General features: G+C 65.8%; 23 protein-coding genes and 1 pseudogene. 10 read left to right on the plus strand and 14 right to left on the minus strand.

Annotated features, from left to right (window positions below; all coding sequences use genetic code 11):
* Positions 1–161: 161 nt before the first annotated feature.
* From AC5QAB_RS09895 to AC5QAB_RS09915, 5 genes are read left to right on the plus strand one after another with little or no spacing between them, the layout of a single operon-like run.
* Positions 162–695, plus strand: coding sequence for an RNA polymerase sigma factor (locus tag AC5QAB_RS09895; protein ID WP_075076110.1), 534 nt, complete (start codon positions 162–164; stop codon positions 693–695).
* Positions 692–1,660 (plus strand): FecR family protein, encoded by a 969-nt coding sequence (locus AC5QAB_RS09900; RefSeq protein WP_032956381.1) that lies wholly within the window; start codon positions 692–694, stop codon positions 1,658–1,660. Before AC5QAB_RS09895 ends, AC5QAB_RS09900 begins: the two co-directional genes overlap by 4 nt.
* A 14-nt stretch (positions 1,661–1,674) precedes the next feature.
* Entirely contained in the window at positions 1,675–4,470 is a 2,796-nt protein-coding gene (locus tag AC5QAB_RS09905) for a TonB-dependent receptor domain-containing protein (protein ID WP_197561605.1), read from the plus strand.
* Positions 4,471–4,515: 45 nt separating this feature from the next.
* Positions 4,516–5,472 carry a hypothetical protein gene (locus AC5QAB_RS09910; RefSeq protein ID WP_046429530.1) on the plus strand — a complete coding sequence of 319 codons (957 nt, stop codon included), beginning with the start codon at positions 4,516–4,518 and terminating at the stop codon, positions 5,470–5,472.
* Complete coding sequence (locus tag AC5QAB_RS09915; protein ID WP_049441217.1) at positions 5,469–6,176, plus strand: hypothetical protein; 708 nt, start codon at positions 5,469–5,471, stop codon at positions 6,174–6,176. Before AC5QAB_RS09910 ends, AC5QAB_RS09915 begins: the two co-directional genes overlap by 4 nt.
* Positions 6,177–6,236: 60 nt before the next feature.
* On the opposite strand, the gene AC5QAB_RS09920 is transcribed toward AC5QAB_RS09915, so the two are convergent.
* The 10 genes from AC5QAB_RS09920 to murJ all read right to left on the minus strand — a co-directional run bounded on the left by AC5QAB_RS09920 (position 6,237) and on the right by murJ (position 19,000).
* Entirely contained in the window at positions 6,237–6,926 is a 690-nt protein-coding gene (locus AC5QAB_RS09920) for a lysoplasmalogenase family protein (protein ID WP_197561606.1), read from the minus strand.
* Complete coding sequence (locus AC5QAB_RS09925; protein WP_197561607.1) at positions 6,923–8,806, minus strand: M61 family metallopeptidase; 1,884 nt, start codon at positions 8,804–8,806, stop codon at positions 6,923–6,925. The genes AC5QAB_RS09920 and AC5QAB_RS09925 overlap by 4 nt, the downstream gene beginning before the upstream one ends.
* A 178-nt stretch (positions 8,807–8,984) precedes the next feature.
* Entirely contained in the window at positions 8,985–9,668 is a 684-nt protein-coding gene (locus AC5QAB_RS09930; RefSeq protein ID WP_197561608.1) for a hypothetical protein, read from the minus strand.
* Complete coding sequence (locus AC5QAB_RS09935) at positions 9,668–10,540, minus strand: hypothetical protein (RefSeq protein ID WP_197561609.1); 873 nt, start codon at positions 10,538–10,540, stop codon at positions 9,668–9,670. The genes AC5QAB_RS09930 and AC5QAB_RS09935 overlap by 1 nt, the downstream gene beginning before the upstream one ends.
* Positions 10,524–11,291: a Fic family protein gene (locus AC5QAB_RS09940; RefSeq protein ID WP_197561610.1), complete on the minus strand. Its 768-nt coding sequence runs from the start codon at positions 11,289–11,291 to the stop codon at positions 10,524–10,526. The genes AC5QAB_RS09935 and AC5QAB_RS09940 overlap by 17 nt, the downstream gene beginning before the upstream one ends.
* Positions 11,292–12,042: 751 nt before the next feature.
* Entirely contained in the window at positions 12,043–12,993 is a 951-nt protein-coding gene (gene ispH / locus AC5QAB_RS09945) for a 4-hydroxy-3-methylbut-2-enyl diphosphate reductase (protein ID WP_005408565.1), read from the minus strand.
* Positions 12,994–13,020: 27 nt separating this feature from the next.
* Positions 13,021–13,545, minus strand: coding sequence for a signal peptidase II (lspA, locus tag AC5QAB_RS09950; protein WP_014646377.1), 525 nt, complete (start codon positions 13,543–13,545; stop codon positions 13,021–13,023).
* A complete protein-coding gene (gene ileS / locus AC5QAB_RS09955) occupies positions 13,545–16,376 on the minus strand; it encodes an isoleucine--tRNA ligase (RefSeq protein ID WP_197562088.1) in 2,832 nt (943 codons plus the stop codon). Before ileS ends, lspA begins: the two co-directional genes overlap by 1 nt.
* A complete protein-coding gene (locus tag AC5QAB_RS09960) occupies positions 16,373–17,320 on the minus strand; it encodes a bifunctional riboflavin kinase/FAD synthetase (RefSeq protein WP_197562089.1) in 948 nt (315 codons plus the stop codon). Before AC5QAB_RS09960 ends, ileS begins: the two co-directional genes overlap by 4 nt.
* Before the next feature lie 75 nt (positions 17,321–17,395).
* Entirely contained in the window at positions 17,396–19,000 is a 1,605-nt protein-coding gene (gene murJ / locus AC5QAB_RS09965) for a murein biosynthesis integral membrane protein MurJ (RefSeq protein ID WP_126412567.1), read from the minus strand.
* 117 nt (positions 19,001–19,117) lie between these two features.
* On the opposite strand from murJ, the gene rpsT reads away from it, so the two are divergent.
* Positions 19,118–19,387, plus strand: a complete 270-nt coding sequence (gene rpsT, locus AC5QAB_RS09970; protein ID WP_005408560.1) for a 30S ribosomal protein S20 — start codon at positions 19,118–19,120, stop codon at positions 19,385–19,387.
* Between the two features lie 165 nt (positions 19,388–19,552).
* On the opposite strand, the gene cgtA is transcribed toward rpsT, so the two are convergent.
* The 3 genes from cgtA to rplU all read right to left on the minus strand — a co-directional run bounded on the left by cgtA (position 19,553) and on the right by rplU (position 21,389).
* A complete protein-coding gene (cgtA, locus tag AC5QAB_RS09975) occupies positions 19,553–20,605 on the minus strand; it encodes an Obg family GTPase CgtA (protein ID WP_014646373.1) in 1,053 nt (350 codons plus the stop codon).
* Between the two features lie 193 nt (positions 20,606–20,798).
* Positions 20,799–21,062 (minus strand): 50S ribosomal protein L27, encoded by a 264-nt coding sequence (gene rpmA, locus AC5QAB_RS09980; protein WP_005408558.1) that lies wholly within the window; start codon positions 21,060–21,062, stop codon positions 20,799–20,801.
* A gap of 18 nt (positions 21,063–21,080) precedes the next feature.
* Entirely contained in the window at positions 21,081–21,389 is a 309-nt protein-coding gene (rplU, locus tag AC5QAB_RS09985) for a 50S ribosomal protein L21 (RefSeq protein ID WP_005408557.1), read from the minus strand.
* Between the two features lie 318 nt (positions 21,390–21,707).
* On the opposite strand from rplU, the gene uvrA reads away from it, so the two are divergent.
* The 4 genes and pseudogenes from uvrA to AC5QAB_RS10005 form a co-directional block, all read left to right on the plus strand.
* Complete coding sequence (uvrA, locus tag AC5QAB_RS09990; RefSeq protein ID WP_197562174.1) at positions 21,708–24,701, plus strand: excinuclease ABC subunit UvrA; 2,994 nt, start codon at positions 21,708–21,710, stop codon at positions 24,699–24,701.
* Entirely contained in the window at positions 24,701–25,108 is a 408-nt protein-coding gene (locus AC5QAB_RS09995) for an acyl-CoA thioesterase (protein ID WP_197562173.1), read from the plus strand. Before uvrA ends, AC5QAB_RS09995 begins: the two co-directional genes overlap by 1 nt.
* A 97-nt stretch (positions 25,109–25,205) precedes the next feature.
* Positions 25,206–25,931, plus strand: a complete 726-nt coding sequence (locus AC5QAB_RS10000; RefSeq protein WP_049419389.1) for a hypothetical protein — start codon at positions 25,206–25,208, stop codon at positions 25,929–25,931.
* A gap of 45 nt (positions 25,932–25,976) precedes the next feature.
* Positions 25,977–26,057: pseudogene (locus tag AC5QAB_RS10005) on the plus strand (enolase); the annotation flags it as partial.
* A 72-nt stretch (positions 26,058–26,129) separates the two neighbouring features.
* Here AC5QAB_RS10005 and AC5QAB_RS10010 read toward each other — a convergent pair.
* The gene (locus tag AC5QAB_RS10010; protein WP_041863160.1) at positions 26,130–26,576 is read right to left on the minus strand and encodes a copper chaperone PCu(A)C; all 447 of its coding nucleotides are present in this window, start codon (positions 26,574–26,576) and stop codon (positions 26,130–26,132) included.
* Between the last annotated feature and the right edge of the window lie 20 nt (positions 26,577–26,596).

Here is a 26,596-nt window from a genome sequence, read left to right on the forward strand (position 1 = left end):
CAGCGCCCCTCGAAACATGAACGCATTCACAATGGATTCGTGGGCCACGCACACTCTTCCCCATCCGGTCATCGTCGCGTAAAACTCGAAGACGTACCCGCCACCGACGTCCGAGGCCAGCCCTGTCCGCCCCCTCTCCTCTGATCCATCGCGCGCCGGACCTGTCCGCGCCGGCGGACGCGTTCATTGCGTTCGTGCGGGAGGAACGCGCGCCGTTGTGTGCGTTCCTGCGCACGCGCGGTGTCGGGCCGGAGGATGCCGAGGACATCGCGCAGGACTGCATGGAGCGGCTGATCCGCTATCGCGCGCACAGTGCCGACGAGCTGCGGCTGCTGCTGTATCGTATCGCCCGCAACCGCCTGGCAGACCGCGGCCGTTCGTCGCAGTCGCGGCCGCATCTGTCCCTCGCCGAACATGATGGCGGGAACGAGCCTTCCAGCACGTCGCCCGATCCATTGCGCCAGGCCGAGTCCGGGCAGATGCTGTCCCTGCTGCGGCAGGCCCTGTTCAAGCTGCCCGAGCGCGCGCGCGAGGTGTACCTGCTCAACCGGATCACCGGCATGAGCTACACGCAGATCGCGCGGCACTGTGGAATTACTGCCAAGACCGTGGAAAAACACATCGCCCGCGCCCTGCAGGGCCTGCGCCAGGAACTCGGAACGGATCCGCTGCACAACGACAGGGACAACGGATGAGTCACGCCAGGCCCAGGGAAGATACGCAGCTGTTCGAACGCGCCAGCGCCTGGGTGGCGCGGCTGGAGGCTCCGGACTGTACGCCGGGCGAGCGCGAGACGTTCGAGGACTGGTTGGCCGAGGACCCGGCCCATGTTACTGCCTGGATCCAGGCCGAGACCCTGTTCCAGCAGGGCGAGGAACTGGCCGCCGACCCGTGGCTGCGCACCGCCGCGGCACGTGCGGCACGGCCGGCGCCGCGTCGCTGGCTGCCGGCAGTGGCCGCTGCCGCAGGCGTCTGCCTGGCCATCGGGATCGGCTGGATGATTGCCGTCGACGGCAACCCCACGCCGCTGCGCTACGCCAACGATTCCCACCAGCCCCGGCTGCAGACGCTGGCCGATGGCAGCGTGGCCACGCTGGATGCGGGCACCACCCTGCACGCCCGTTTCGGTTGGCGCCATCGCAACCTGGTGCTGGAACGTGGCCGCCTGCAGCTGCAGGTCGCACCGTCGGGCAAGGCCCTGCAGCTGCGCGCCGGCGACAGCACCATCCGCGACATCGGCACCACCTTCCAGGTGGAACGCCTGCATGATGGCCTGGTCGAAGTCGCACTGCTGGAAGGTGCGGTGGAAGTCAGCAGCGGGGGCACCCAGCACACCCTGGCGCCTGGCCAGCAACTGCAGGTACTGCCGAGTGGCCGCATCCAGCCCGGTCCGGCACTGTCGTCCAATGCCGCCGCTGAAGGCTGGCTGCAGGGACAGCTGGTGTTCGATGCCACACCGCTGTCGATCGTGGTCGAACGCATGAACCGCTACGGCCACACGCCGCTGGTGATCGCCGATCCGGAGATCGCCAGCCTGGCGGTAAGCGGCACCTTCCGTGCCGGCGACGCGCAGGAACTGCTGTCGGCACTGGAACTGGGCTGGTCGGTGGCTGGCCAGACGCGATCGGATGGCGCGCTGGAACTGCGCCGCACGTACTGAGGAGGCCTGCGGGGATGGCAGTACCGGGCGCGCTGCAGGGGGGGCTGCTCCGCACCCTGTTCTGCCTCGCGTTGGGCATCCCCGCGCTGCCGTCTGCCGCTGCGGCCGAGCAAGCGGGCACCCTGGAGGTCGATGTTGGCTCAGGCCCGCTGGCGCCGGCCCTGCAGCAATGGGCGCGCCAGAGCGGCATTGCCCTGCTGTTCGATGCGCGTGAGCTGGATGGCCTGCGCACGGCCGGCACCCATGGCCACCGCGATGCGGCCGCGGCCCTGAAGGAACTGGTCGCGGGCATGCCGGTGAACATCCTGCGTACGCCCGCTGGCGGATTCGTCGTACGCCGTACCCACCCCGCGCTCCCATCGCGACCTTCGGTCGCGGCACGCGCCACGCCCGCAGCACCTTCGCCACACAAATCCGCCGACGCGCCGCCGCAGGTGGAACTGGCGCCGATCCATGTCACCGGCAGCCGGCTGCCGCGCACCTCCGTGCAGACCACGCTGCCGGTCACCATCATCGACCGCGATGACATCCTGCGCAGCGGCTACGGCAGCCTGTTCGACCTGCTGCGGCACTTGCCGGGCATGAACGGCCACCCGGCGATGAGCACCTCGCGCAGTGGCGATTCGCAGTACCTGCCGGTGGGTGCGGCCACCACCACCAGCCTGGACGGCATGGGCCCGCGTGCGACCCTGTTCCTGGTCAATGGCCGTCGCCTGCCACGCTATCCCATGGTGTCGCTGGAACAGGGTGGGCTCACCGATCTTGGGGGAATTCCGCTCAGCTTCGTCGAACGCATCGAGCTGGTACGTGGCGGCGCCTCGGCCATCTATGGCGCCGACGCGATGTCCGGCGTGGTCAACATCATCCTGCGCGACCAGGCTGACGGCCCGGAAGCCATGCTGCAGACCGGCCTGAGCGGGCGCGGCGACGCTGGCCAGTATCGCGTGCAGGCGGCCACCGGCGGCGTGCGCGACGGAGGGGACCGCTGGTTCGCCGGCATCGACCTGCACCGCATCGACCACGTGGCCGGTGATCGCCGCCAATGGCATGCGGAAACCTCGCAGTACCTGATCGGCGCGTTCCGCGATGGACGCTACTGGCCGGCAGAACGCTGCGAAGGCCCATTGACGCGGCGCGATGGTGCCTGCTGGTTCGACAGCGCCCGACCACGCTCGCTGCAACCGGCCTCGGATACCGCCTCGACCTACCTGCGCTACCGGCATGAGCGCGGCGAAGGTCGCTATGCCTACGCCGAGGCGCGGGCCAGCCACAACCGGCAACGCTTCGACCTTGGTCCAACCGCCGTTGCCATCGGCCTGTACGGGTTCACCTTCAACAGCGTGCTGCGCGAAGCCGGCAACGTGCGTCCGCATGTACGTGCCACCGACGCCGACGTCACCTTCGGCATTGGCCGCGACCAGGGCCGGCGCAGCTGGGATGCCGGCATCAGCGCACAACGCAGCGATGTCAGCCTGTCCACGTCGGGCACCGTGCGCGCCGAGCCCCTGCTGCGGGTCGCCGAGACACTGGATTTCCTGCCCGGCTTCACCTCGTTGCCGGCGGGCGCGGCCGAGCAGTTGTTCCCGTCGATCCGCAATCGCGGGCGCACCGAGCAGTGGCAGGGCTGGTGGGGCATGCAGCGGGAGCTGATGCCATTGGCCGGCGGTGCTGCACAGCTGGCCACCGGCATCGACCTGCGCCAGGAGCGCTGGACCTCGCATCCCGACGCCCTGCTGAGCCAGGGTGACCTGGCGCTGGGCCTGCCGCAGGAGCAGCGCCACCTGGCGCGCCGCAGTGGCGGCGCCTACGCCGAACTCGGCCTGCCCCTGGCGCACACGCTGCGCATGGACCTGGCAGCACGCTGGGACCGCGATGGCGACTACCAGGCCTTTTCACCCCGTGTTGGCCTGCGCTGGAGCCCCACGCCCCGGTGGTCCTTCCTGCTTGCCAGCGGGCGCGGCTACCGTGCGCCCAGCCTGTTCGAGCAGCGGCGCCCCCCGGGCTATTTCGGTGCGATCGAGCTGCCGGCCTCCAGCGCCCTGCCCGACTGCGCGCAGAGCAGCGGCAACGGGCGCTGCAGCGTCACCGTGGACGTGGTGGAGAACGATGCGTTGAAGGCCGAGCGGTCGCGCAGCCATTCCCTGGCCGCGACCTGGACGCCGACCGATACGTTCTCGCTGTCACTCACCCACAACATCGTCGAACTGCGCAACGAGATCCTGGCCCTGCAACCGGCCGACGCGGTGTGGAACCCCGGCACCTGGGAGCTGGACGAGGACGGCCACCTGAGCAACCTGCGCCTGTCCTTCGACAACATCGGCCGCACCACCTCGCGCAACTTTGTACTGCGCGGGGAGTACCACATCGATACCGGCAGCACCGGCCAGTGGCTGTTCTCGCTCGATGCGCTGAAGCAGCAGGAACTGCGCCGCGAACGTGGCCATGATGCAACGGTGGACCTGCGCGGCCATGTCACGCCGACGATGGCCGCCGTGCTGAACGTGCAGTGGCAGAACAGCAACTGGGACATCGCCCTGCGCGGCAACCAGGTGGGGCGCACGCGCGCCTGGCTGCCCGGTGCGGAATGCCCGGAGGAACAGCGCGAGCAGAACCACTGCATGAACCCCCGGCAGCTGCGCTGGAACCTGCATCTCGCACGACGCCTGGGGCCGCGCGTGGTCGCCGCGCTGGACGTGCACAACGTGCTCGACACGCAACCGGTGAACTATCTGGTCGGCAACGGTGGCCAGATGCCGGGGCTGGACGATCCGCTCGGCCGCTACTTCCTGCTGACCCTGCAGATCCGCTGAGCGTAGTACCCTACGCGCCCTGTTCCATCGGTTCCCCACCACCCCATGAAGGCCTATCTCTGGTTCTGGGGCGCGTTCCTGCTGTTCTTCGCGTTGCCCTTCCCCTGCATCCTCTATGTCGGCACGTCGTGGCCGGTGCAACTGGCCGACCGCAGCGCGCCCTGGCTGGCCCTGCTGCTGCTCGCGCTGTCGGTGATCCTGTGGCTGGCCCTGCTGCTCGCCTTCCTGCACTACCTGCTGCTGGGCCCGCCGCGCGCGCTGCATCGGGTGCGCACCATCCTGGCCGGCGGTGAGCCGCGCGACGCGTTGATCGAACAGGCCGAGCAGACCGGCGTGCACGTGCGCGGCTTCGCGCAGTGGAAGCTGCAGCTGGGCTTCCAGAACCTGTCCGGCACGCCCATCAACGAACAGATGCTGGTGGTGGACAGCAAGCCGCAACTGCAGCGTTTCGTTGCCGGCCAGCGTATCGAGGTACGCCTGAGCCGGATGCCGGGCGCGTTCCCCAACGTGGTGCTGGAGGGGGCGCAGCCCGAACTGGATGTCGCCAGCCTCTGGCGTCGTGGTGTCGGCGCAGCGATCGGCATCGTGGCGGTGGCCAGTGCCTATGTGGCCGCCTATCGGCTGCAGAGTGAGGGGCTGGGCTGGACCTTCCTGTCGCTCGGTCATCCGCTGCTGGTGTGCCCGCTGGTGTTGTGCGGCTACGCGCTGGGCCTGCGCCTGCTCGGCCGGCTGCTGCAGGCCGACGCCCGCGGTGACGCGCTGAAGTATCGCGGCATCGGCGTGGATGCGAAGGTGCTGAAGCTGCGCCAGACCGGCACCTATCTCAACGAGCAGCCGCAGGTGGAGTTCCAGCTGGAATACATCGACCGCGAAGGTGGCGTGCAGCAGGTGAGCGTGCGCCGCTTCATCCCGTTGATCGAGCTGGCCAATCTTCCGCGCGAGCGGGTCACGCTGTTGTACGACCCGGAAGATCGCCGCAACGTTCGCCTGGAGGGTGTATGAAGCAGCCGCCCTCGACCCGGCTGGTGTTCTCCGTGGTGTTGCTGGTGCTGGCCGGCGTCGCCGTGGCTGGCGGAGCCCTGCAGACGCTGGGCGAAACACTGGGCCATTCGGTGCAGGCCAACAGCGCAAGCGCGCCGATCGCCATGCCGCCAGCGCGCGAGAGGCCCGCTTCGCTCGCGCCGATGACCGAGCCGCGGTTGCCGCCGGTGCCCGAACGCAACAACCGGTTGTTCGATGCGGACTACCTGCTGGCCGCCCGCCAGGCACTGGAACAGATGCCTGCGCTGGCCGGGCACCGGCTGACGGTGTTCCACAGCATCCACTTCTACGACGATGGCCGGATCAATCTGGACCTGGTGGATCCGCAGCAGCCGTCACGCGTGGACAGCTACCACTTCGAACGCGGCCAGTGGCGCAAGGGCGACCCGGTCAATCCGCAGCGCTTCGCGCCCACCATCACCCTGCGCCGCAGCAGCACGGCGCTGGCCAACATCGATTTCGAGGCGGTGCCGCGCGTGGCCCAGGCACTGCAGGCACAGCGCAACGCATTGATGGGCACTCCCGGTGAAGTCGGCCACGTCTATGTGATCGTGCGCAAGGGTGGCACTCTGGTCTGGCTGCCGGACGAGGTCGCCGGTGATCGCCAGTCCGCACGCCTCTCGTTCGACGCACAGGGCCGTTCCGGCAACGCGACCCTCCGATAGTCAACGCAAAAAAGGGGACGGAGGGGATTAAGTCGTTTGTGCCTTGGTGCCGTCTGCGACTTAATCCCCTCCGTCCCCTTTTTGCTGTTTCACGGAGCGGGCGATGGCGTACTGCGCGCCGTAGTAGGTGGACAGCACCAGCAGGCTGGCCAGTGGCAGGCCGCCGGCGAAGCGGTCCCAGGCCAGCAGCGAGTCGCTGGCGACGAACAGCAGCGCACCGGCGGCCGCCCAGCGGGAGCTGCTGGCATCCACGGCATCGGACTTCGGGCTGCGCCACTGCCGCGCCAGGGCCAGCACCGCCATCGATGCCAGCACCAGCACGTATGCCAGCACCGGAATGCGCATCGGTGCGGGCAGGTGCGGCCACAGGCCAAGCACGTTGAGTACAGCGAACGCGCCGAGCAGGACGCTGGCGGCAAGCAGGCCACGTCCGGCACGCAGGCCATCGCGGAAGGCGACGATGTAGCAGAGGTGCGCCAGCAGGAACGCGACCAGCCCCGGCACGAACGCATCCACCGGCAACATCAGCGCGATATCCCCCACGCACGACAGCAGCATGCCAGCCAGCACCGCGCGGCGGTAGAACGGCTGTGCGGGATCATGCACTCGCCAGGCGATGGCAGCGATCAGCAGCGTGGTGATCGGCTTGGCCAGCCAATGCAGCCAGCGCCCGTCGCCGTGCAGGAACGCACCGTGGATGGCGAGGATCGCCATCAACAGGATCACGCCATCGCGGGCGCGCGGTTTCATCGTGCCTTCCACAGGTCCGCAAGGCGGTCAGGCTTGCCGGCGATACGCTCCAGCACCGGGTACTGCAGGCCACCGTGGTAGGCGATGTTCATCGTTTCGATGCGGTCGAACTGCTTCACCAGCAGCACGATCGGCGCCTTGTCCTTCCCCGCCGCAGCTACCGCATCCTTCAAGCGCTGGCTGCTGTACTCGCGTCCGCCAACGGCAATCACCTTCATGCCAGGCGCCAGGCCGGCGTTGAAGGCCGGGCTGTCCCAGATCACGTCGCCGACCGTACCGTTGTCGAGCACCGTCGCACCCAGCGAGTACGCCAGCAATGCGGCCTTGGCGCGCTTCTCCTGCGCCTTGTAGGCATCGTTCGGCGTATCGCGGTAGACCAGCTTCCAGCCCGCCAGTTCCAGGCCGCCGGTCAACGAACCGTGGCCGTCCAGGCGTCCGCGCAGGAACGTCGCCCAGTCGTACGGCGCGATGCCGTTCAAGGTCGCAACCACGTCATCGAAGGTGTACGGGTTGACGTCCCAGTCACCGTTGCCAACCCCGAAGAAGGCGCGCGCGAAGTCATCCAGGCTGCGCCGGTTGCCGCTCAGTTCGCGCAGCTTGCCCTCCACTTCCAGCCACAGCATCTGGCCGCCGGAGTAGTAGTCCTCGCTCATCTGATAGTTGCGGTAAGGCAGCGTGCGGCGCTGCGCGATGGTCGGGTCATTGGTGGTGTCCTGCAGCGGCCGCCAGGCCAGGCCCGGGCGACCACGGTCATAGGTCGCGGCCACGTTGGCCAGCATGTCGCGCGCCTGCGCGGTCGACCACAGCCCTGAACGCGCCGCCAGCACCTGGCCCCAGAACTGGGTCTGGCCTTCGTAGACCCACAGCAGACTATCGCCCATCGGCGTGTTGAAGTTGGCGGTGGCCAGATCGGCGCCGCGACGGTACTTGCCATTCCAGGAATGGGTGTACTCGTGCGGCAGCAGATCGCGCATCCACGCGTTGTTGTCCCACTCGGTGAAGTAGCCCGGGTCGGCACTGTTCTCGCTGGAACGGTGATGCTCCAGGCCGATGCCACCGAGGCGGTCGGTCAATGCCAGCAGGAACTCATAGTGGTTGTAGTGCCGCGCGCCGTAAAGCTTGTCGGCCTGCTGCATCAGCGCGCGGTGCATCGTGATCTGCGCCTCGCTCGGCTTCAGCGACTTGGCGTCGTCGGCAAACACGTTGAGGTGCACCGGCACCTTCGCGCCCGGATCGAGATCGATGCGCTGGTAGTGCTCGCCGGCAAACAAGGGCGAATCGACCAGATGGTCATAGGAGATCGGCTTGAACACCACGGTGTCACCGTCGCGGCGCGCGGTCTCCAATGCAGTGGCGAACGACCAGCCCTTGGGCAGGGTCACGCTGGCCTGTGCCTGCAGGTTGCGTGCATCCACCCCGGCCGGGTACAGCGAGTTGGCGTTCCACTGCAGGTTGAGCATCTCCGGGGTCATCACCACCCGGCCCTGGCTGCCGCCCTGCGAGGACAGGAAGTCGAAGTGGGCGACGATCTCGCTGGCGCCCTCGGGCACGTCCACCTTGAACGCATAGACGTTGTACTGGTCACGCTGCCAGGCCAGCGGCTTGCCGTTGGCGGTCACGCGCAGGCCGGCCAGCTTGTCGATCGGGCCGGTGGGCGAATGGTTGCCGGGAATCCACTGCGGGTACAGCAGGGTCATCGGGCCGGGCTTGGCCGGCACGGTGGCGGTCACCTTGAAGATGCGCCGGGCCAGATCGCGCGCGTCTACATCGATGCGCAGCAGGCCGGGAGCTGCGGCATCACCCGGCGGCGGGGCCTGCGCCAGCGCGGGCGTTGCGGCCAGCGCCAACAGCACGGACATCACCAGGGCACGGGTTTTCATAGGGAAGTTCCAACAGCGGCAGAGGTACCGATGCTAGGCCTGTGTGGCGTGTGGCCCTATGGCCGAAGGTCATGGTTGCGCCATCGGCTATTCGCGATGGCAGAATGCCGCGCCGCCACTAGATAGCTGACAGCACGGATCTGCCAAGACCATTGTCGGGTGGCCAAAGGGATGAACTCTAGTCTTGTGGACGTGGATCTCTCAACTGTTCGCCCGCATATCCACTGAAGAGATGGGACGCGCGTTTGTCTGCCGCAACCAGTTCCGCAGATGTAAGCCGCATCTTTGCAATTTCCAGAGCCGCCCTATCGTCCCCCAGCATGTATGCCATTCGGAGGTAGGCTGCTGTATCGACTAGACTCGGCGGACTGCCGTTGGCGCTGACAGCAGCCAGACCATAGTAGGCAAATATGTTGCCCGATTGAGCCTGTTCACGCAGAACGATCTTGCCATCCAGCATGTTCTCCTCCAGCGCCAGCCGACGACCGTATTCAACAGCGCCTGGAAGGCTTCCTGACTCAACCTCCTGCCTAAGAGCATCGCGCGAAAGAGATTCCAGCCTGAACTTCTCCGCCGCGCTTGGATAACCGTGCTTTATCAACCATGCAGCCTCCTTGGGTGATCCGGCCTCTAGCGGTCCGGCCTCACTGCAGTTCATTCCGCACAGATAAGTCTCGACTTTCGCTCGATCCACCAGTCCTTCAGCCCTCTGCAGAGGCAGACCGACGCCAGGCGAATTCAACAGATCTTCGCTTACGGAATCGCTGCCTGCCTGCTGGTCACTACCCTGCTCGTGATCCGCCGGATTGCCGCATGAGCAAATCAGCAACGCAATACCTATCAGGATGATATTACGGTTCATCACGGCACCTCGCAGACGTTGACCTTGAAATCATCCCACCATCGCGAGCATGTTGAATCCTCCGTCACCCTTCTCCACTTCTCACCGATCGAGTTTTTCGCATCCTCCATTGTCAATATTCCATAAGGAACATAGGAGTCCAACGGTATACCAGTTGACCTTGAATAATCAGCAAACCAAGCAATGAAGCTCTTCTCATCATTGGCCTCGGAATCAAAAGACTTCAGCATCTCAAAACAAAATTGCTCTGACTTGGTCGGAACTATGCTATTTCTATTATAGCTATCTGCCGCAACTTGTTGATTACAAGCCATTGCAAGGTGAGTTCTAAATCGCGCATTTGCATCTACCAAGCTCATTCCTGCCGCGAAGTTCTCCGTCTGCTCCTTCAATGCTGCCTCCAGAAACATCCTTGCGCCTTCATTGGGCTCAATCGTTACGCCGTTCCAAGGTGCATTTCGCTTGGAGAAACCAATAGCCATTCGAATGGATGATGAATGGAACACCGTCGAGCCCGGAATGGAGTCTTCTCCATAGTATGCGCCCTGAGGCAATGCAATTGGATTGGGGCAGGCATTGGGACGAGAAGCGAGAAGCTCTGCGCATCTCGGCGTTGGCGGCTGCTGATTGCCTTCGCCGCCATCACCACCCCCACCCCCCTCGTGACCCGGTTGGTCGGGTGGTTCTCCAGGTGAAGGCTCTCCTTCGGGCGGCAAAGCTTGAACTGGTGGCAGGTCACTCGTCCCCGTCGTGTCGAATGGAGTGGCGCCCCAACGGGGTGTTTCACTCATCCAATGCGCGCTTGCGTTACCGCCAGAAAGCAACACGGCCACGGCCAGTACTCGTCCAATGGACTTATTCAATACAGTCATCGATCTCACACTCCCTTGAATTGACAGAAGACTTCATGGACGAAATTATTTCGCCCAACGCTGCAAAAGCACCTCCCTGATCGCGCTCAATCCACACATTCCAACCATCGACGATTCGCCTCGCAGTAGCTCTACCAAGCCCCCCATCACAAGCCCTGACTGACGCCTCAGAAACTTCACCGTGCAAGCACAATGCGACCACCGCTTGCCTGGCCATTCCAGAACGGATCAGCCTATCGAACCCTTCATTGAGCAAGACGGCCTTCTCGCACCAGTCAATAAATGAATCTTCGAGGCTGTCATTCACACCAGCCAAGCGGGCGAGCTTCCATTGATCGAACATGACTCGCTTACCGAATTTCAGACGCCAGAAAATGTAGAGCGCCTCCACCGAACCGAATCTTCGATGGAATCCGATCATCACTGCCCGAATTGCGCGACCATTGCCATCCGACAAGGGATGGATCATGAAGAGCTGATATGCGATGGCTTCCGCACGCCATGCGGAGAAATATCCGCCGGACTCATCAATGAACTGCTGAAGATCCGCCAACTGCTCGGGAATCCGCTCGGCGGGACCGAATACACATTGTGAGCCCACAGGCCCGGAGTTTCCCAGCCAGCATAAACTTGAACGACGTTCGCCGCGACAACCCAGCGCTCGTGCGAGTTCAAAGTAGCGCGCCGCAACGCCCGTTAGCGCTGCCGGAGCGAGAATGTCAGCGATTCTTAGCCTCCCAGGATTACTCATTTTTTCGAGCAACCCGCCCCCATCTGCCTGTGAGTTAAACCTGTGCGAAAGTAGCTCTACCCAGCGGAGATTCCCTGAAGAACAGAACTCAGGTCGTAGCAGTTCACTATCGGGGGGTTTAATTCCAGCGAGGGGGCTCGGCACTTCAACACGAAGACGATGAGCTCCCCACGTGGAATCGCTTGCGCACTCCATTCGCGCGGTGGGCGGACAAAAGAAATGTGTAACGGACGATCTTTTAAGCGTGGCTCCTTTAATTTCAAATCCACCATCCATACCCGCCTCGCGCTCGGAAAGTTCGCAATGCTAGTCAGGCAATGATTTTCAGGAATGCGCGCCACTTCAAACAATTGAGAATCACGCTTCAGACAATGCCGATTGCGCTATCTACTGATTGATCCGGACCGGAGACATCAACATCTGATCGGCGCTGATCAGGAAAACAAACGTTCGCTGATTTCAGCATCGCTCCGTAGAGCGCAGACTGCGACATGCCCCGCTTCAGGGGAACACATGCAGACCCAGAAGCTGGGCACAACTTCGACGCACAGGACACCGTCACTTGCATGGCAACGATACATCTCCATCGAAAGCGTCGTCAGCAGATCCGCGTCATGCGTGGATGGCGCACACCCGGCAGCAGTGCGAACCAAGGTTCGCACTAACCAAGAGCGGCATCATTAGATCCACGCCATGCGTGGATGCAGCGCAACCGTAGCGCCGGGCCATGCCCGGCGAACGACCCGACCGCTCAGTCGACCAGGCGCAGGCGCAGTTCCTTCGGCAGCGCGAACACCATCGATTCCGGTTCGCCGTCCAGCTCGCCCACGCCGGTGGCGCCCAGCTCGGCCAGGCGCGCCAGCACGCCATCGACCAGCACCTGCGGCGCCGAGGCGCCGGCGGTCACGCCGATGTGCTGCTTGCCTGCCACCCATGCCGGGTCGATCTCGTGCGCACCATCGATCAGGTACGACTCCACGCCTTCGCGGCGGGCCAGCTCGCTCAGACGGTTGGAGTTGGAGCTGTTCGGCGAACCGACCACCAGCACCAGGTCGCAGCGCTTGGCCAGGTCGCGCACAGCATCCTGGCGGTTCTGCGTGGCGTAGCAGATGTCGTCGTTCTTCGGGCCCTGCATCGCAGGGAACCGCTCGCGCAGCGCATCGATGATGCCGCGCGTGTCATCCACCGACAGCGTGGTCTGGGTGGTGTAGGCGAAGTTTTCCGGCTGGTTGATCTGCAGCGTCGCGACCTGCTCGACATCCTCGACCAGGTAGATCTGCCCGGTCCCGGCTTCGCGGTTCCACTGGCCCATGGTGCCCTCCACTTCCGGGTGACCGGCGTGGCCGATCAGCACCACGTCACGGCCGGCACGGCAGTGGCGCGCGACCTCGAAGTGGACCTTGGTCACCAGCGGGCAGGTGGCGTCGAACACCTTCAGGCCACGGCGCTCGGCTTCCTGGCGCACGGCCTGGGACACGCCATGCGCGCTGAAGATCACGGTGTTGTTGTCCGGAACCTCGTCGAGCTCTTCGACGAAGATCGCGCCGCGCTGCTTCAGGTCGTCGACCACGAAGCGGTTGTGCACCACTTCATGGCGGACATAGATGGGCGCGCCCAGCGTTTCGATCGCGCGCTTGACGATCTCGATCGCACGATCGACACCGGCACAGAAACCACGCGGGTTGGCGAGCAGCACATCCATCAGTTCAGTCTCCCGGCGGCAGCCGGCTTACGGTTTCGGGTTGGCATTATCCGCCTTTTTGGCGGACTTGCCGTCGAACAGGCCAAACAGCGCGATGCCGATGGCACCCACCACGATGGCCGAGTCGGCGATGTTGAACGAGGGCCAGGTGTAGCTGCCCACGTACCACTGGATGAAGTCGACCACGTGGCCGTGCACCTGGCGGTCGATCACGTTGCCGATGGCGCCACCGATGATCAGCGCATACGGCACCGCGGCCTTCCAGTTGCCGCGGGCGGTGCCGCGCAGCCACCACGCCATCAGCCCGCTGATGGCGATCGCCAGCGCGGTGAAGAAGTACTTCTGCCAGCCACCGGCGTCGCTCAGGAAACTGAATGCCGCGCCGGTGTTGTAGGTGCGGTACCAGTTCCAGAAGCCGTCGATGACCACCACCGGCTGGAACTCCGGCAGGCTGGACAGCACCCAGGCCTTGGACCACTGGTCCAGGCCGATGATGGCCACCGACAGCAGCAGCCAGACCAGGGCGTTCGGATGCGGACGGGGCGCGGCCATCAGAACCAGCTCCGCACTTCGCCGGCGCCGGTCACGTTGCTCACGCAACGGCCGCACAGCTCGGGATGGTCGGCGTTGCTGCCGACGTCGGCGCGGTGGTGCCAGCAGCGCACGCACTTGGCCTTGGTGGTCGGCTGGGCGCTGACGAACACCTCGTCGGTGGTCGCCGGGCGCACCTGCACGTCGCCACTGATGAACAGGAAACGCAGTTCATCGGCCAGCGGCTGCCAGCGCGCGGCCTGTTCTTCGCTGGCGGCGATGGTGATCTCCGCTTCCAGCGCCGCACCGATCGCACCGTTGGCGCGCATCGGCTCGAGCACCTTGGCCACCTGCTCGCGCACGGCCAGCAGCTGGTCGAAGTCGGCGGCATTGAGCTGGGCATCGGCCGGCAACGGCGCCAGGCCGTCATACCAGGTGGTGAACAGCACGTGGCCGGCGCGTTCGCCCGGCAGGTAGCCCCACAGCTCGTCGGCGGTGAAGGTCAGGATCGGCGCCACCCAGCGGGTGAATGCTTCGGCGATGTGGTACATCGCGCTCTGGGCCGAACGGCGACCGTGCGAATCGGTCGGCATGGTGTACAGCCGGTCCTTGGTCACGTCCAGGTACAGCGAGCCCAGGTCCACACTGCAGAAGTTCAGCAGCAGCTGCACGATCTCGGCCATGTTGTAGCCGTCGTAGGCCGCCTTGATCTTCTCCTGCAGCTCCCACGCGCGATGCACGATCCAGCGGTCCAGCGCGACCATCTGCTCGAGCGGCTGCAGGTGCAGCGCCGGGTCGAAACCGTCCAGGTTGCCGAGCAGGAAGCGCGCGGTGTTGCGCAGGCGGCGGTAGGCGTCGGCGTTGCGCTTGAGGATCTCCTGCGACAGCGACATCTCGTTGCTGTAGTCGGCCGAGGCGATCCACAGGCGCAGGATGTCCGCGCCCAGCTTGTTCATGATGTCCTGCGGCTCGATACCATTGCCCAGCGACTTGGACATCTTGCGGCCGTGCTCGTCCACGGTGAAGCCGTGGGTCAGGCACTGCTTGTACGGGGCGCGCTTGTCGATCGCCACGCCGGTCAGCAGCGAGGACTGGAACCAGCCGCGGTGCTGGTCGGACCCTTCCAGGTACAGGTCGGCCGGCTTGCCGAAGCCACGCGCGGCGAGAACGCCTTCATGGGTCACGCCCGAATCGAACCAGACGTCGAGGATGTCGGTGACCTTCTCGTAGTCGGCCGCGTCGGCACCGAGCAGTTCGGCGGCGTCCAGCGAATACCACACGTCGATGCCCTCGGCTTCGACGCGGTCGGCGACCTGCTGCATCAGCTCCACCGAACGCGGATGGATCTCGCCGGTCTGGCGGTGGGTGAACAGTGCGATCGGCACGCCCCAGGTGCGCTGGCGCGAGATGGTCCAGTCCGGGCGACCGTCGACCATGCTCTGGATGCGCGCCTTGCCCCAGGTCGGGAACCAGCCGACGGTGTCGATGGCGGCCAGCGCATCGTTGCGCAGGTTGCCCTTGTCCATCGAGATGAACCACTGCGGGGTGGCGCGGAACACCACCGGCGTCTTGTGGCGCCAGCAGTGCGGGTAGCTGTGGCGGATCGGATGGAACGCCAGCAGCGAACCGTTGTCGCGCAGCACGCCGACGATGGCCTCCTGCGCCTTCCACAGGTGCTGGCCAGCCAGCACCACGTCACCGGCCGGCGGGGTCGATTCCAGGTACACGCCGCGGCCGTCGATCGGAGTGACCTGGCCAGCGTTGTACTTGTCCAGCAGGCCGTACTTCTGGCTGACCACGAAGTCTTCCTGGCCGTGGCCGGGGGCGGTGTGCACCGCACCGGTACCGTCCTCGTCGGAGACATGGTCGCCATTGAGCACCAGGATCTCGCGCTCCGGGTAGAACGGATGCGCCAGCAGCTGGTTTTCCAGCGCAGCGCCGGCGGTTTCACCGTGCAGCACCACTTCGTCCACGCCATAGCGCTGCAGCGCGCGCTCGGCCAGGGCCGCGGCCAGCACCAGCCAGCGGCGCTTGCCGTTGTGGGCCGGGCCTTCGGCCAGCACGTAGCGGATCTCCGCGCCCAGCGACACCGCCAGCGAGGCCGGCAGCGTCCACGGGGTGGTGGTCCAGATCGGTACGGCCACTTCGACGTCGGCCGGCACGCTCACGCCGAACGCCTGGCCGATGGCCTGCGCATCACGTGCGGCGTAGGCCACGTCGATCGCCGGCGATTCCTTTTCCTGGTACTCGATCTCGGCCTCGGCCAGCGCCGAGCCACAGTCGAAGCACCAGTACACCGGCTTGGCGCCGCGGACCAGGTGGCCGTTGGCCACGACCTTGGCCAGCGCGCGGATCTCGTTGGCTTCGAAATCGAAGCTCAGGGTCTTGTACGGGTTGTCCCAGTCACCGGTCACGCCCAGGCGCTTGAAGTCCACGCGCTGGATGTTGATCTGCTCTTCGGCGAACTCGCGGCACTTCTGGCGGAATTCGACGGCGTCAAGCTTGGTGCCGACCTTGCCCCACTTCTTCTCGACCGCGATCTCGATCGGCAGGCCATGGCAGTCCCAGCCCGGCACGTAGGGCGCATCGAAGCCGGCCAGGTAGCGCGACTTGACGATGATGTCCTTCAGGATCTTGTTGACCGCGTGGCCCAGGTGGATGCGGCCGTTGGCGTATGGCGGGCCGTCATGCAGCACGAACAGCGGGCGGCCGGCGGCGTTGTCGCGCAGCTGCTGGTAGAGCCCCTGCTCTTCCCACCGCGCCAGAATGCCCGGCTCGCGCTTGGGCAGGTCGCCGCGCATCGGGAATTCGGTGGCTGGCAGGTTCAGGGTGGTCTTGTAGTCCTGGCTCACGCAGTGGCTCGCAATCTATGTTCGGAAAGGATGGCGCGCGCCTGTTCGGCGTCGCGGTGCATCTGGTCGGTCAGCGCCGCCAGATCATTGAATTTCTCTTCGTCGCGCAGCTTGGCGACGAACTCCACGTCGATGTGGCGGCCGTACAGGTCGCCCTGGAAATCGAACAGGTGGGCTTCCAGCAGCGGCTCCACGCCCTCCACCGTCGGCCGCGTACCGAAGCTGGACACCGAAGGCCAGGGCTGGTCGAACACGCCGTGCACCCAGGTCGCGTAGATGCCCGACAGTGCCGGGATCTTCGGGAAGCGCAGGTTGGCGGTGGGGAAGCCCAGCGTACGGCCGAGCTGGCGCCCGCGCACCACTCGCCCGCTGATCGCGTAGGGGCGGCCGAGCAGGTCGTTGGCGCGGGCGAAATCGCCCTCCTGCAGCAGCTGGCGGATGCGGGTGCTGGAGATGCGCTCGCCGTGCAGGTCCACCGCTTCGATCTCGCCCGCGGTGAAGCCGAGTTCGGCGCCCATCTCCTGCAGCAGTGCCAGACCACCGCGGCGGCGGTTGCCGAAGCAGAACTCCGGCCCGATCCAGACTTCGCGGGCGCCCAGCCGGTGCACCAGCAACCGGCGCACGAAGGTCTCGGCCGGCATCGCCGCCATCGCCGCGTCGAAACGCAGCAGGCCGATCGCATCGACGCCGAGCTCGCGCAGGATCTCGACCTTGCTGCGCGCCAGGGTCAGCCGCGGCGGCGGCGTGCCCTGGGCGAAGAATTCACGCGGCAGCGGCTCGAATGCCACGGCCACTGCGGCCACGCCCAAGGCGCGCGCGCGGGCAACCGCGTGGCGGACCAGCGCACGATGGCCCAGGTGGAGGCCATCGAATGCACCGATACAGACCACGCTTCCGTTGGGGAACAGCTCCCCGCCCTCGACGCTTCTGAACAGCCTGCTCATCAACTCTCGTTCCGGCCCGACCGGGGCCGCCGCTTCAATGGTGTAACCCTGAAGTATAGCCGCCACGGACCGCGATCAATGCCCGCGCAGGTCGCGCGGGCGGAAGCCCATCGCCAGCATGGCCACCGCGTAGGTCGCGCCGCCGCCGCCGACCAGCAGCATCAGGCCACCGATACGGTGCCATTTGTCCATGCCGGTGAAGTCGGGAACCCAGTGCAGCAGGGCCAGCAGCACGCCGACCATGGCCACGCAGGCCACCCCCAGCCGCACCAGATAGCCGCCCCAGCCCGGCCGCCGCTGGTAGACATCGGTCTTGCCCAGCCAGTACCAGAGCAGGCCCAGGTTCAGGTAACTGGACAGCGCACTGGCGATGCCCAGTGCCAGGTGCAGGCCCGGCTGCTTGCCGATGGCCGCCATCACGCCCTGTGCCTTCAGCTCGTCCGGCACCATCACCTGGTACAGCACGGCCAGCAGGGCGAAGTTGAACACCATGTTGGCCACCAGCGCGGCAACACCGGCGCGCACCGGGGTCTTGGTGTCCTGGCGGGCGTAGAAGGCCGGCAACACCACCTTGAGCAGGGCGAACGCCGGCAGGCCGAAGCTCAGGCCGTACACCGACAGCGCGGTCATGCGGGTATCGAACGCGGTGAACTGGCGGTACTGGAACAGGGTGGCGATCAGCGGCTCGGCCAGCAGCACCAGGCCCAGCATCGCCGGCACCGAGATCAGCAGGGTCATGCGCAGGCCCCAGTCCAGCGAGCGCGAGAAGCCCTCGCGGTCGGTGCTGACGTGGTGGCGGGCCAGCGCCGGCAGGATCACCGTGCCCAGCGCCACGCCGAACACACCCAGCGGCAGCTCCAGGAAGCGATCGGCCAGCGACAGCCAGGACTGCGAGCCGTCGGTCAGCTTGGCCGCGATGAGGGTATCCAGCAGCAGGTTGATCTGCGCCACCGACGAACCGAACAGGGTCGGCACCATCAGCGTCAGCACCTTGCGCACGCCCGGATGGTTCCAGCCCCAGCGCGGCAGGGTCAGCAGGTTGATGCCCTTCAGCGAGGGCAGCTGGAACAGCAACTGCAGGAGGCCGGCCGCCAGCACCGCCCAGCCCAGCGCCAGGATCTGCTTCTCCGGGGTGCCGCCCAGCCGCGGCGCCAGCCACAGCGCACCGGCGATCATGCACAGGTTGAGGATGACCGGGGTCAGCGCCGGCATCGCGAAGCGCTGGAAGCTGTTCAGCGCACCGCCGGCCAGCGCGGTCAGCGACACGAACAGCAGGAACGGGAAGGTCAGGCGGAACAGGTCGACCAGCAGGGTCTGCTTGACCGGGTCGGTGTCAGCACCACTTGAGAATGCCACCGCCAGCTGCGGCGCGAAGATCAGCGCCAGGGCGGTGACCAGCATCAGCACCCCGCCCAGGGTGCCGGCGGTCCGGGACATCAGCTCACGCAGTTCGGCGTGGCTGCGGGTCTCCTTCACCTCGGTGAACACCGGCACGAAGGCGGTCGAGAAGGACCCCTCCGCGAACAACCGGCGCAGGAAATTGGGTATCCTGAAGGCAACCCAGAACGCATCGGTAACCGCATTGGTGCCGAACGTGGTAGTGATCACCTGATCCCGGACAAGTCCGAGAACCCGCGAGACCATGGTCATGCTGCTGAACGACAGCAGGCCCCGCAACATCTTCGGTGAACTCACTCAGCGTCCCTCTTGACAATCGACTTGACGTGCATTTCTCGGGCCATCATACTAGCTAGCTTGCTGTTCCCATAACACCGATTTTTTCAGGAAACCACCACCGTGGCCAATATCAAGTCCGCCAAGAAGCGCGCCAAGCAGACCGTCGTGCGCAACGCGCGCAACGTGGCTCAGCGCTCGATGCTGCGCACCGCTGTCAAGAAAGTGATCAAGGCGCTGGACGCCAACGATGCCGCCGGCGCCGAAGCCGCCTTCGCCGTTGCCCAGCCGATCCTGGATCGCTTCAGCGCGCGTGGCCTGATCCACAAGAACAAGGCTGCTCGCCACAAGAGCCGCCTGAACGACCGCATCAAGGCCCTCAAGGCCGCCTGATCCGGCGTTGCCGCCCTGCCCTTCGGGGTTGGGCAGCAGACAAAAGCCCGGCCCCGGCCGGGTTTTTTGTTGCCTGCGGTTCACCGGGATTGCCGGCCAGCGGCCGGCACTACCAAATGAAAAACCCGGCCGAAGCCGGGTTTTCCGCATGGAACCACAACGGCATCACTGCGCGTTGCGGGCTTCCAGCTCGTCTTCCTTCTGGCGATCGAAGAAGGCCATGATCCGGCTCATGATCGGGAAGGTACCTTCGCGGCCCAGCGCGGAAACCAGGAACCACGGCTCCTTCCAGCCCAGCTCGGCGACGATCTGCTCGGCCGCGGCCTGCGCCTCGTCTTCGAACATCAGGTCAGCCTTGTTCAGCACCAGCCAGCGCGGCTTGTTCAGCAGCTCCGGATCGTGCTTCTCCAGCTCGCGTTCAATCGCACGCACCTGCTCCACCGGCGAAATGCCCTCCACGCCGCCTTCCATCGGCGAGATGTCCACCAGGTGCAGCAGCAGGCGGGTGCGCTGCAGGTGGCGCAGGAACTGCGCACCCAGGCCGGCGCCGTCCGCAGCGCCTTCGATCAGGCCCGGAATGTCGGCGATCACGAAGCTGCGGTGGTTCTCCACCTTCACCACGCCCAGGTTCGGGTACAGCGTGGTGAACGGGTAATCGGCCACCTTCGGCGTTGCCGCCGAAACGGCACGGATCAGGGTGCTCTTGCCGGCGTTGGGGAAGCCCAGCAGGCCGACATCGGCCAGCAGCTTCAGCTCCAGCTTCAGCGTGCGCTCTTCGCCCGGCTCGCCCGGCAGCGCCTGGCGCGGCGAGCGGTTGGTCGAGCTCTTGAAGTGCATGTTGCCCAGGCCACCGCGACCGCCCTTGGCCACCAGCAGGCGGTCGCCGTGCTGGGTCAGGTCGCCGATGACTTCATCGGTGGCAACGTTGATGACCACGGTGCCGACCGGCACGGTGATGGTCAGGTCTTCGCCGCCCTTGCCATAGGCCTGGCGGCCCATGCCGTTCTCGCCGCGCTGCGCCTTGAAGATACGCTCATGGCGGAAGTCGACCAGGGTGTTCAGGTTTTCGTCGGCGCGGATGTACACGCTGCCGCCCGCACCGCCGTCGCCGCCGTCCGGGCCGCCGAGCGGAATGAACTTCTCGCGACGGAAGCCAATGCAGCCGTTGCCGCCGTTGCCGGCGAACACTTCGATTTCTGCTTCGTCTACCAGTTTCATTGTTTCGATGCCTGCGATGGGCGCGACCTGTTGGCCGCCACCTTGAATGTCATGCCGGCCGCGGGCCGGCAACCCGGCCCAGCCGGTCTTGCTTCAACTCTAACGAAAAGCCCCGCCGAAGCGGGGCTCTCCATGCAGCGTGCTCTTCATCCAGCACGGCCATGCCGCGGCACGGGTGCCGGCGATGCCTGGATCAGGCGTCGGCCGAGACGATGCTGACGGTGCGACGCTTCTTGGCGCCCTTGACCGAGAACTCCACCTTGCCGTCCACGAGGGCGAACAGGGTGTGGTCACGGCCCAGGCCAACGCCGGTGCCCGGGTGGAACTGGGTGCCGCGCTGACGCACGATGATGTTGCCGGCTTCGATGGCCTGGCCGCCGAAGATCTTGACGCCCAGGTACTTCGGGTTGGAGTCGCGACCGTTGCGCGAGGAGCCTACGCCCTTTTTATGTGCCATGACTGCTTCTCCTGATGCTTAGCCGGCGATGCCGGTGATCTCGATTTCGGTGTAGTACTGACGGTGACCCTGACGCTTCATGTGGTGCTTGCGGCGACGGAACTTGATGATCCGGACCTTGTCAGCACGACCCTGGGACAGGACCTTGGCGGTGACGGCAGCGCCCTTCAGCGCATCGCCCAGCTTCACGCCGTCGCTGTCACCCAGCATCAGGATGTTGTCAAACTTGATCTCGCTGCCGACTTCGACTTCGAGCTTTTCAATGCGGAGCTTTTCGCCCTGCGCCACGCGGTATTGCTTACCGCCGGTGACCAGTACTGCGTACATGACCAGGCCTTCCTCTGTAGTTATTGTGGTCTGAGCTGCCGCCATCGAGGGCGGACAGGAGCGGAATTGTACGCAGATCAGCGGGCGCGGGTCAAGTCAACCCCCGAACGCCGCGGGGGGACGGCTCCGGAACGGGGTCAGATCCCTTTTCACCCCGTGAAAAGGGATCTGACCCCTGCCTGACGGCCTGTCTCACCAGATGAGACATCGGGCTGGCATTGTCGCCCATTGCCCCCATCTGGTCACCTCGGTAGGCTGACCGATTGCCGTTCCCTGCTGGCCCGGCACCCAGCCAACGCCCCCACAACCGGATCCCCCATGGCGATGGATTTCATCCGCATCCGCGGCGCGCGGACGCACAACCTGAAGAACCTCGACCTCGACCTGCCCCGCGACAAGCTGATCGTGATCACCGGCCTGTCCGGCTCGGGCAAGTCCTCGCTGGCGTTCGACACCATCTATGCAGAAGGCCAGCGCCGCTATGTCGAGTCGCTGTCGGCCTATGCGCGCCAGTTCCTGAGCGTGATGGAAAAGCCGGACCTGGACCACATCGAGGGCCTGTCCCCGGCGATCTCGATCGAGCAGAAGTCGACCTCGCACAACCCGCGTTCGACGGTCGGCACGATCACCGAGATCTACGACTACCTGCGCCTGCTGTACGCCCGCGTCGGCACCCCGCGCTGCCCGGACCACGGCTATCCGCTGGAGGCGCAGACGGTCAGCCAGATGGTCGACCAGGTGCTGACCCTGGACCCGGAACAGCGCTACATGCTGCTGGCCCCGGTCATCCGCGACCGCAAGGGCGAGCATGCCCAGGTGTTCGACCAGCTGCGCGCGCAGGGTTTCGTGCGCGTGCGCGTGGACGGCGAGCTGCATGAAATCGATGCGGTGCCGCCGCTGGCGCTGCGCCAGAAGCACACCATCGAGGCGGTGATCGACCGCTTCCGCCCGCGCGAGGACATCAAGCAGCGCCTGGCCGAGAGCTTCGAGACCGCGCTGAAGCTGGGCGACGGCATGGCCTCGGTGCAGAGCCTGGACAGTGCCGACGCTTCGCCGACGCTGTTCTCCTCCAAGTACTCCTGTCCGGTCTGCGATTACTCGCTGCCGGAGCTGGAACCGCGCCTGTTCTCGTTCAACGCACCGATGGGCGCGTGCCCCGGCTGCGACGGCCTGGGCATGGCCGAATTCTTCGATCCTTCGCGCGTGGTGGTGCATCCCGAGCTGTCGCTGGCCGCCGGCGCGGTGCGCGGCTGGGACCGTCGCAACGCCTATTACTTCCAGCTGATCGCCTCGCTGGCCAAGCACTACCGGTTCGACGTCGACGCGGCGTGGAACTCGCTGCCGGCCAAGGTGCAGCAGGCCGTGCTGTACGGCAGCGGCGATGAGGCGATCACCTTCACCTACTTCACCGAAGCCGGTGGCCGCACCCAGCGCAAGCACCGCTTCGAGGGCATCATTCCCAACCTCGAGCGCCGCTACAAGGAAACCGAGTCGCCGGCGGTGCGCGAAGAACTGTCCAAGTACATCAGCGAGCAGCCGTGCCCGGAATGCCATGGCGCGCGCCTGAACAAGGCGGCACGCAACGTGTTCGTGGCCGACCGCCCGCTGCCGGAGCTGGTGGTGCTGCCGATCGACGAGGCGCTGAAGTTCTTCAGCGAACTGAGCCTGCCGGGCTGGCGTGGCGAGATCGCCGCGAAGATCGTCAAGGAAATCGGTGAGCGCCTCGGCTTCCTGGTCGATGTGGGCCTGGATTACCTGACCCTGGAACGCAAGGCCGACACCCTGTCCGGTGGCGAGGCACAGCGCATCCGCCTGGCCAGCCAGATCGGCGCCGGCCTGGTCGGCGTGATGTACGTGCTCGACGAGCCGTCGATCGGCCTGCACCAGCGCGACAACGAGCGCCTGCTCGGCACCCTCACCCGCCTGCGCGACCTCGGCAACACGGTCATCGTGGTCGAGCATGACGAGGATGCGATCCGCCTGGCCGACTACGTGCTGGACATCGGCCCGGGCGCGGGCGTGCATGGTGGCGAGATCGTCGGCCAGGGCACCCTGCAGGACATCCTGGAGGCACCGCGCTCGCTGACCGGCCAGTACCTGTCGGGCAAGCGCGCGATCGAGATCCCCGCGCGCCGGCACAAGCCGAACCCGAAGATGACCCTGCACCTGCGCGGGGCCAGCGGCAACAACCTCAAGGGCGTGGACCTGGCGATTCCGTCGGGCCTGCTGACCTGCGTGACCGGTGTATCCGGCTCCGGCAAGTCCACCCTGATCAACGACACCCTGTTCTCGCTGGCCGCCAACGAGATCAACGGTTCCTCGCACCCGATCGCCCCGTACAAGGAGATCGATGGCCTGGACCTGTTCGACAAGGTGGTGGACATCGACCAGTCGCCGATCGGCCGCACCCCGCGTTCGAACCCGGCCACCTACACCGGCCTGTTCACCCCCCTGCGCGAACTGTTCGCACAGGTGCCCGAAGCGCGTGCGCGTGGCTATTCGCCGGGCCGTTTCAGCTTCAACGTGCGCGGTGGCCGCTGCGAAGCCTGCCAGGGCGACGGCCTGATCAAGGTGGAGATGCACTTCCTGCCGGACGTATACGTGCCCTGCGACGTCTGCCATGGCAAGCGCTACAACCGCGAGACGCTGGAGATCCTGTACAAGGGCTTCAACATCAACGACGTGCTGGAAATGACTGTCGAGGATGCACTGAAGCTGTTCGAACCGGTGCCGTCGATCGCACGCAAGCTGGAAACCCTGGTCGACGTCGGCCTGAGCTACATCAAACTGGGCCAGAGCGCGACCACGCTGTCCGGTGGTGAAGCACAGCGCGTGAAGCTGTCCAAGGAACTGTCGCGCCGCGATACCGGCCGCACCCTGTACATCCTCGACGAACCGACCACCGGCCTGCACTTCCACGACATCGAAGCGCTGCTGGGCGTGCTGCACAAGCTGCGCGACGAAGGCAACACGGTGGTGGTGATCGAGCACAACCTGGACGTGATCAAGACCGCCGACTGGATCGTCGACCTGGGCCCGGAAGGCGGCCACCGCGGTGGCACCATCCTGGTCACCGGCACGCCGGAAGACGTGGCGGCCTGTCCGCAGTCGTATACCGGCCAGTTCCTGGCGCGCATGCTGCCGTCCACCAGCGCGCGCCCGGAACAGCCGGCTGCCGTGGCCAACAAGCCCGACGCCCGCCCGCCACGCAAGGTGAAGCCTGAGAAGCCGGCCAAGGTTGCCAAGAAGGCCGCGGCCGCCAAGAGCACCGGCAAGGCCAGCAAGAGCACATCGAAGAAGAAGGACGCCTGATGAGCAGCGAACACAAGATCCTGGCCCGCATCCCGATCAGCGTGCGCTGGCGTGACATGGACAGCATGCGCCACGTCAACAACGCCAAGTACATTTCCTACCTGGAAGAAGCGCGCGTGCGCTGGATGCTGGGCGTGGACGGCGTATCGATGACCGACCGCATCGCACCGGTGGTGGCCGCGACCAACGTCAATTACCGGCTGCCGATCGTGTGGCCCAACGACATACTGGTCGAGCTGTTCGTCGAGCGCCTGGGCAACAGCAGCGTGACCATTGGCCACCGCATCGTCGACCAGCACGACGCGTCGAAGCTGTACTCGGACGGCAACGTGGTGGTGGTGTGGATGGATACGCAGACCGGCAAGAGCGCGCCGCTGCCGGAGGCGATCCGCAGCGCCTCCACTTGACGCGCCCTGGTAGGTGCCGACCTTGGTCGGCACGCTTTGGCTGCAATGAGGTTGCCGGCCAGCGGCCGGCACTACCGATCCCATTCAATGGACTGACATGATCCACCAGACTGAACTGCGCGACCTGCTGCCCGGCATGGTCCCCTTCCCCACCGACGTCTTTCCCGCCGACCAGGCCTGGCTCGGCCAGCACCTGCTGCCGCTGCTGAAGATCGACCTGGGCGTGCTGCGGCCGGAACTGGCCGGCCAGGTGGCGACGATGCTGTGCCCGATCGAGCCGTACGACGGCTGCATCGGCGAGACCACCGAAGAACACCACAACGATTTCACCGGCACCAACTGGATCGCCTTCGAACTGACCGCCGGCAACCAGATGCGCTTCCTCGGCAATGAGGGCTATTTCATCGGCGAGGCGGTGCAGGACAAGGATGCGCAGGAGCACATCGCGCAGATGCGCGACAGCTACGCCAAGGCCCGCGATTACCATGCCGCGCACGGTCGTCTCGCCTGCTACTCGCGCTACGGCAAGGGTGAGGCCAGCGAACGCGACTACCTGGATACGCTGGGCGGACCGATAGGCTTCGGCAACTGGACCGAGACCGCGGAGATTCCCGCGGCCTTCGAACTGGGCTTCACCGACGCTGCCGATGACCCAAACGCTGCGGACGATGCCGAAACGGTGATCATCACCCGCAACGGCAACAAGTTCTTCGCCGTGGCCGGCGTAGCCGGCTACAACTGGTGCGCCACAGGCGCCGATGCGATCGTGATGCTGTACGAGCCGGAAAGCCGCACCGTGCTGTTCTCGTACGACTGGTCGTAAGGCCCTTTGATCGTGCCGGCCAGCGGCCGGTACTACACGATCCTCTGCGCCACCGGCGCCGACGCGGTCGAGGTGCTGTACGAGCCGGAAAGCCGCACCGTGCTGTTCTCGTACGACTGGTCGTAAGGCCCTGCGGTAGTGCCGGCCGCTGGCCGGCATTTCCTGTGCTGCCGGCCAGCGGCCGGCACGACCATCCCGCTACGGCGCAGCCTTGCGTACGGCCAGCGTCGCACTTGCTTCGCCGCCGCCTTCCAGCTGCAGCCGTAGCGGCACCGCCTGCCCCTCCTTCAGCGCGCCCTTGCCCTGCATCAGCATCAGGTGCAGGCCACCGGGCTTGAGCTCGGCACGTGCACCCGGCGCCAGCGGCAGGCGCTCGATCGCGCGCATCCGGCTGACCCCATCCGTGATCGTGGTTTCGTGCAGCGACACATCATTGAAGCTGCTGCTGGTCGCGCCGGTGATCACCACCGCCTTGCCGCAGCCGTTGTGGATGACGCCGTAGCCAGCGGTCATCGGCATTGCCGGATTCGGTGGCAACCGCGCCCAGCCCTGATCCACCGTGACGCAGCCCGATTCCGCCGCCGAGGCCGATGCTGCGGCCGCACACAGAAGCCACAGTACGCCAACGAATGGTTTGGTTATCATCGCCCAGGTTCCTTCTTCGC

This window comes from Stenotrophomonas sp. YJH_SMC_127 (assembly GCF_059372445.1).

What these genes read in the sequence shown, in the direction of transcription:
- AC5QAB_RS09930 (WP_197561608.1), bottom strand. Translation starts at nt 9,668, where the DNA reads ATGAACCGTAATATCATCCTGATAGGTATTGCGTTGCTGATTTGCTCA.
- AC5QAB_RS09915 (WP_049441217.1), top strand. Translation starts at nt 5,469, where the DNA reads ATGAAGCAGCCGCCCTCGACCCGGCTGGTGTTCTCCGTGGTGTTGCTG.
- AC5QAB_RS10000 (WP_049419389.1), top strand. Translation starts at nt 25,206, where the DNA reads ATGATCCACCAGACTGAACTGCGCGACCTGCTGCCCGGCATGGTCCCC.
- rpmA (WP_005408558.1), bottom strand. Translation starts at nt 21,062, where the DNA reads ATGGCACATAAAAAGGGCGTAGGCTCCTCGCGCAACGGTCGCGACTCC.
- AC5QAB_RS09935 (WP_197561609.1), bottom strand. Translation starts at nt 10,540, where the DNA reads ATGACTGTATTGAATAAGTCCATTGGACGAGTACTGGCCGTGGCCGTG.
- cgtA (WP_014646373.1), bottom strand. Translation starts at nt 20,605, where the DNA reads ATGAAACTGGTAGACGAAGCAGAAATCGAAGTGTTCGCCGGCAACGGC.
- lspA (WP_014646377.1), bottom strand. Translation starts at nt 13,545, where the DNA reads ATGGCCGCGCCCCGTCCGCATCCGAACGCCCTGGTCTGGCTGCTGCTG.
- murJ (WP_126412567.1), bottom strand. Translation starts at nt 19,000, where the DNA reads ATGTTGCGGGGCCTGCTGTCGTTCAGCAGCATGACCATGGTCTCGCGG.
- AC5QAB_RS09910 (WP_046429530.1), top strand. Translation starts at nt 4,516, where the DNA reads ATGAAGGCCTATCTCTGGTTCTGGGGCGCGTTCCTGCTGTTCTTCGCG.
- AC5QAB_RS10010 (WP_041863160.1), bottom strand. Translation starts at nt 26,576, where the DNA reads ATGATAACCAAACCATTCGTTGGCGTACTGTGGCTTCTGTGTGCGGCC.
- uvrA (WP_197562174.1), top strand. Translation starts at nt 21,708, where the DNA reads ATGGCGATGGATTTCATCCGCATCCGCGGCGCGCGGACGCACAACCTG.
- AC5QAB_RS09920 (WP_197561606.1), bottom strand. Translation starts at nt 6,926, where the DNA reads ATGAAACCGCGCGCCCGCGATGGCGTGATCCTGTTGATGGCGATCCTC.
- rplU (WP_005408557.1), bottom strand. Translation starts at nt 21,389, where the DNA reads ATGTACGCAGTACTGGTCACCGGCGGTAAGCAATACCGCGTGGCGCAG.
- AC5QAB_RS09905 (WP_197561605.1), top strand. Translation starts at nt 1,675, where the DNA reads ATGGCAGTACCGGGCGCGCTGCAGGGGGGGCTGCTCCGCACCCTGTTC.
- ispH (WP_005408565.1), bottom strand. Translation starts at nt 12,993, where the DNA reads ATGGATGTGCTGCTCGCCAACCCGCGTGGTTTCTGTGCCGGTGTCGAT.
- AC5QAB_RS09925 (WP_197561607.1), bottom strand. Translation starts at nt 8,806, where the DNA reads ATGAAAACCCGTGCCCTGGTGATGTCCGTGCTGTTGGCGCTGGCCGCA.
- AC5QAB_RS09960 (WP_197562089.1), bottom strand. Translation starts at nt 17,320, where the DNA reads ATGAGCAGGCTGTTCAGAAGCGTCGAGGGCGGGGAGCTGTTCCCCAAC.
- AC5QAB_RS09995 (WP_197562173.1), top strand. Translation starts at nt 24,701, where the DNA reads ATGAGCAGCGAACACAAGATCCTGGCCCGCATCCCGATCAGCGTGCGC.
- AC5QAB_RS09940 (WP_197561610.1), bottom strand. Translation starts at nt 11,291, where the DNA reads ATGAGTAATCCTGGGAGGCTAAGAATCGCTGACATTCTCGCTCCGGCA.
- AC5QAB_RS09900 (WP_032956381.1), top strand. Translation starts at nt 692, where the DNA reads ATGAGTCACGCCAGGCCCAGGGAAGATACGCAGCTGTTCGAACGCGCC.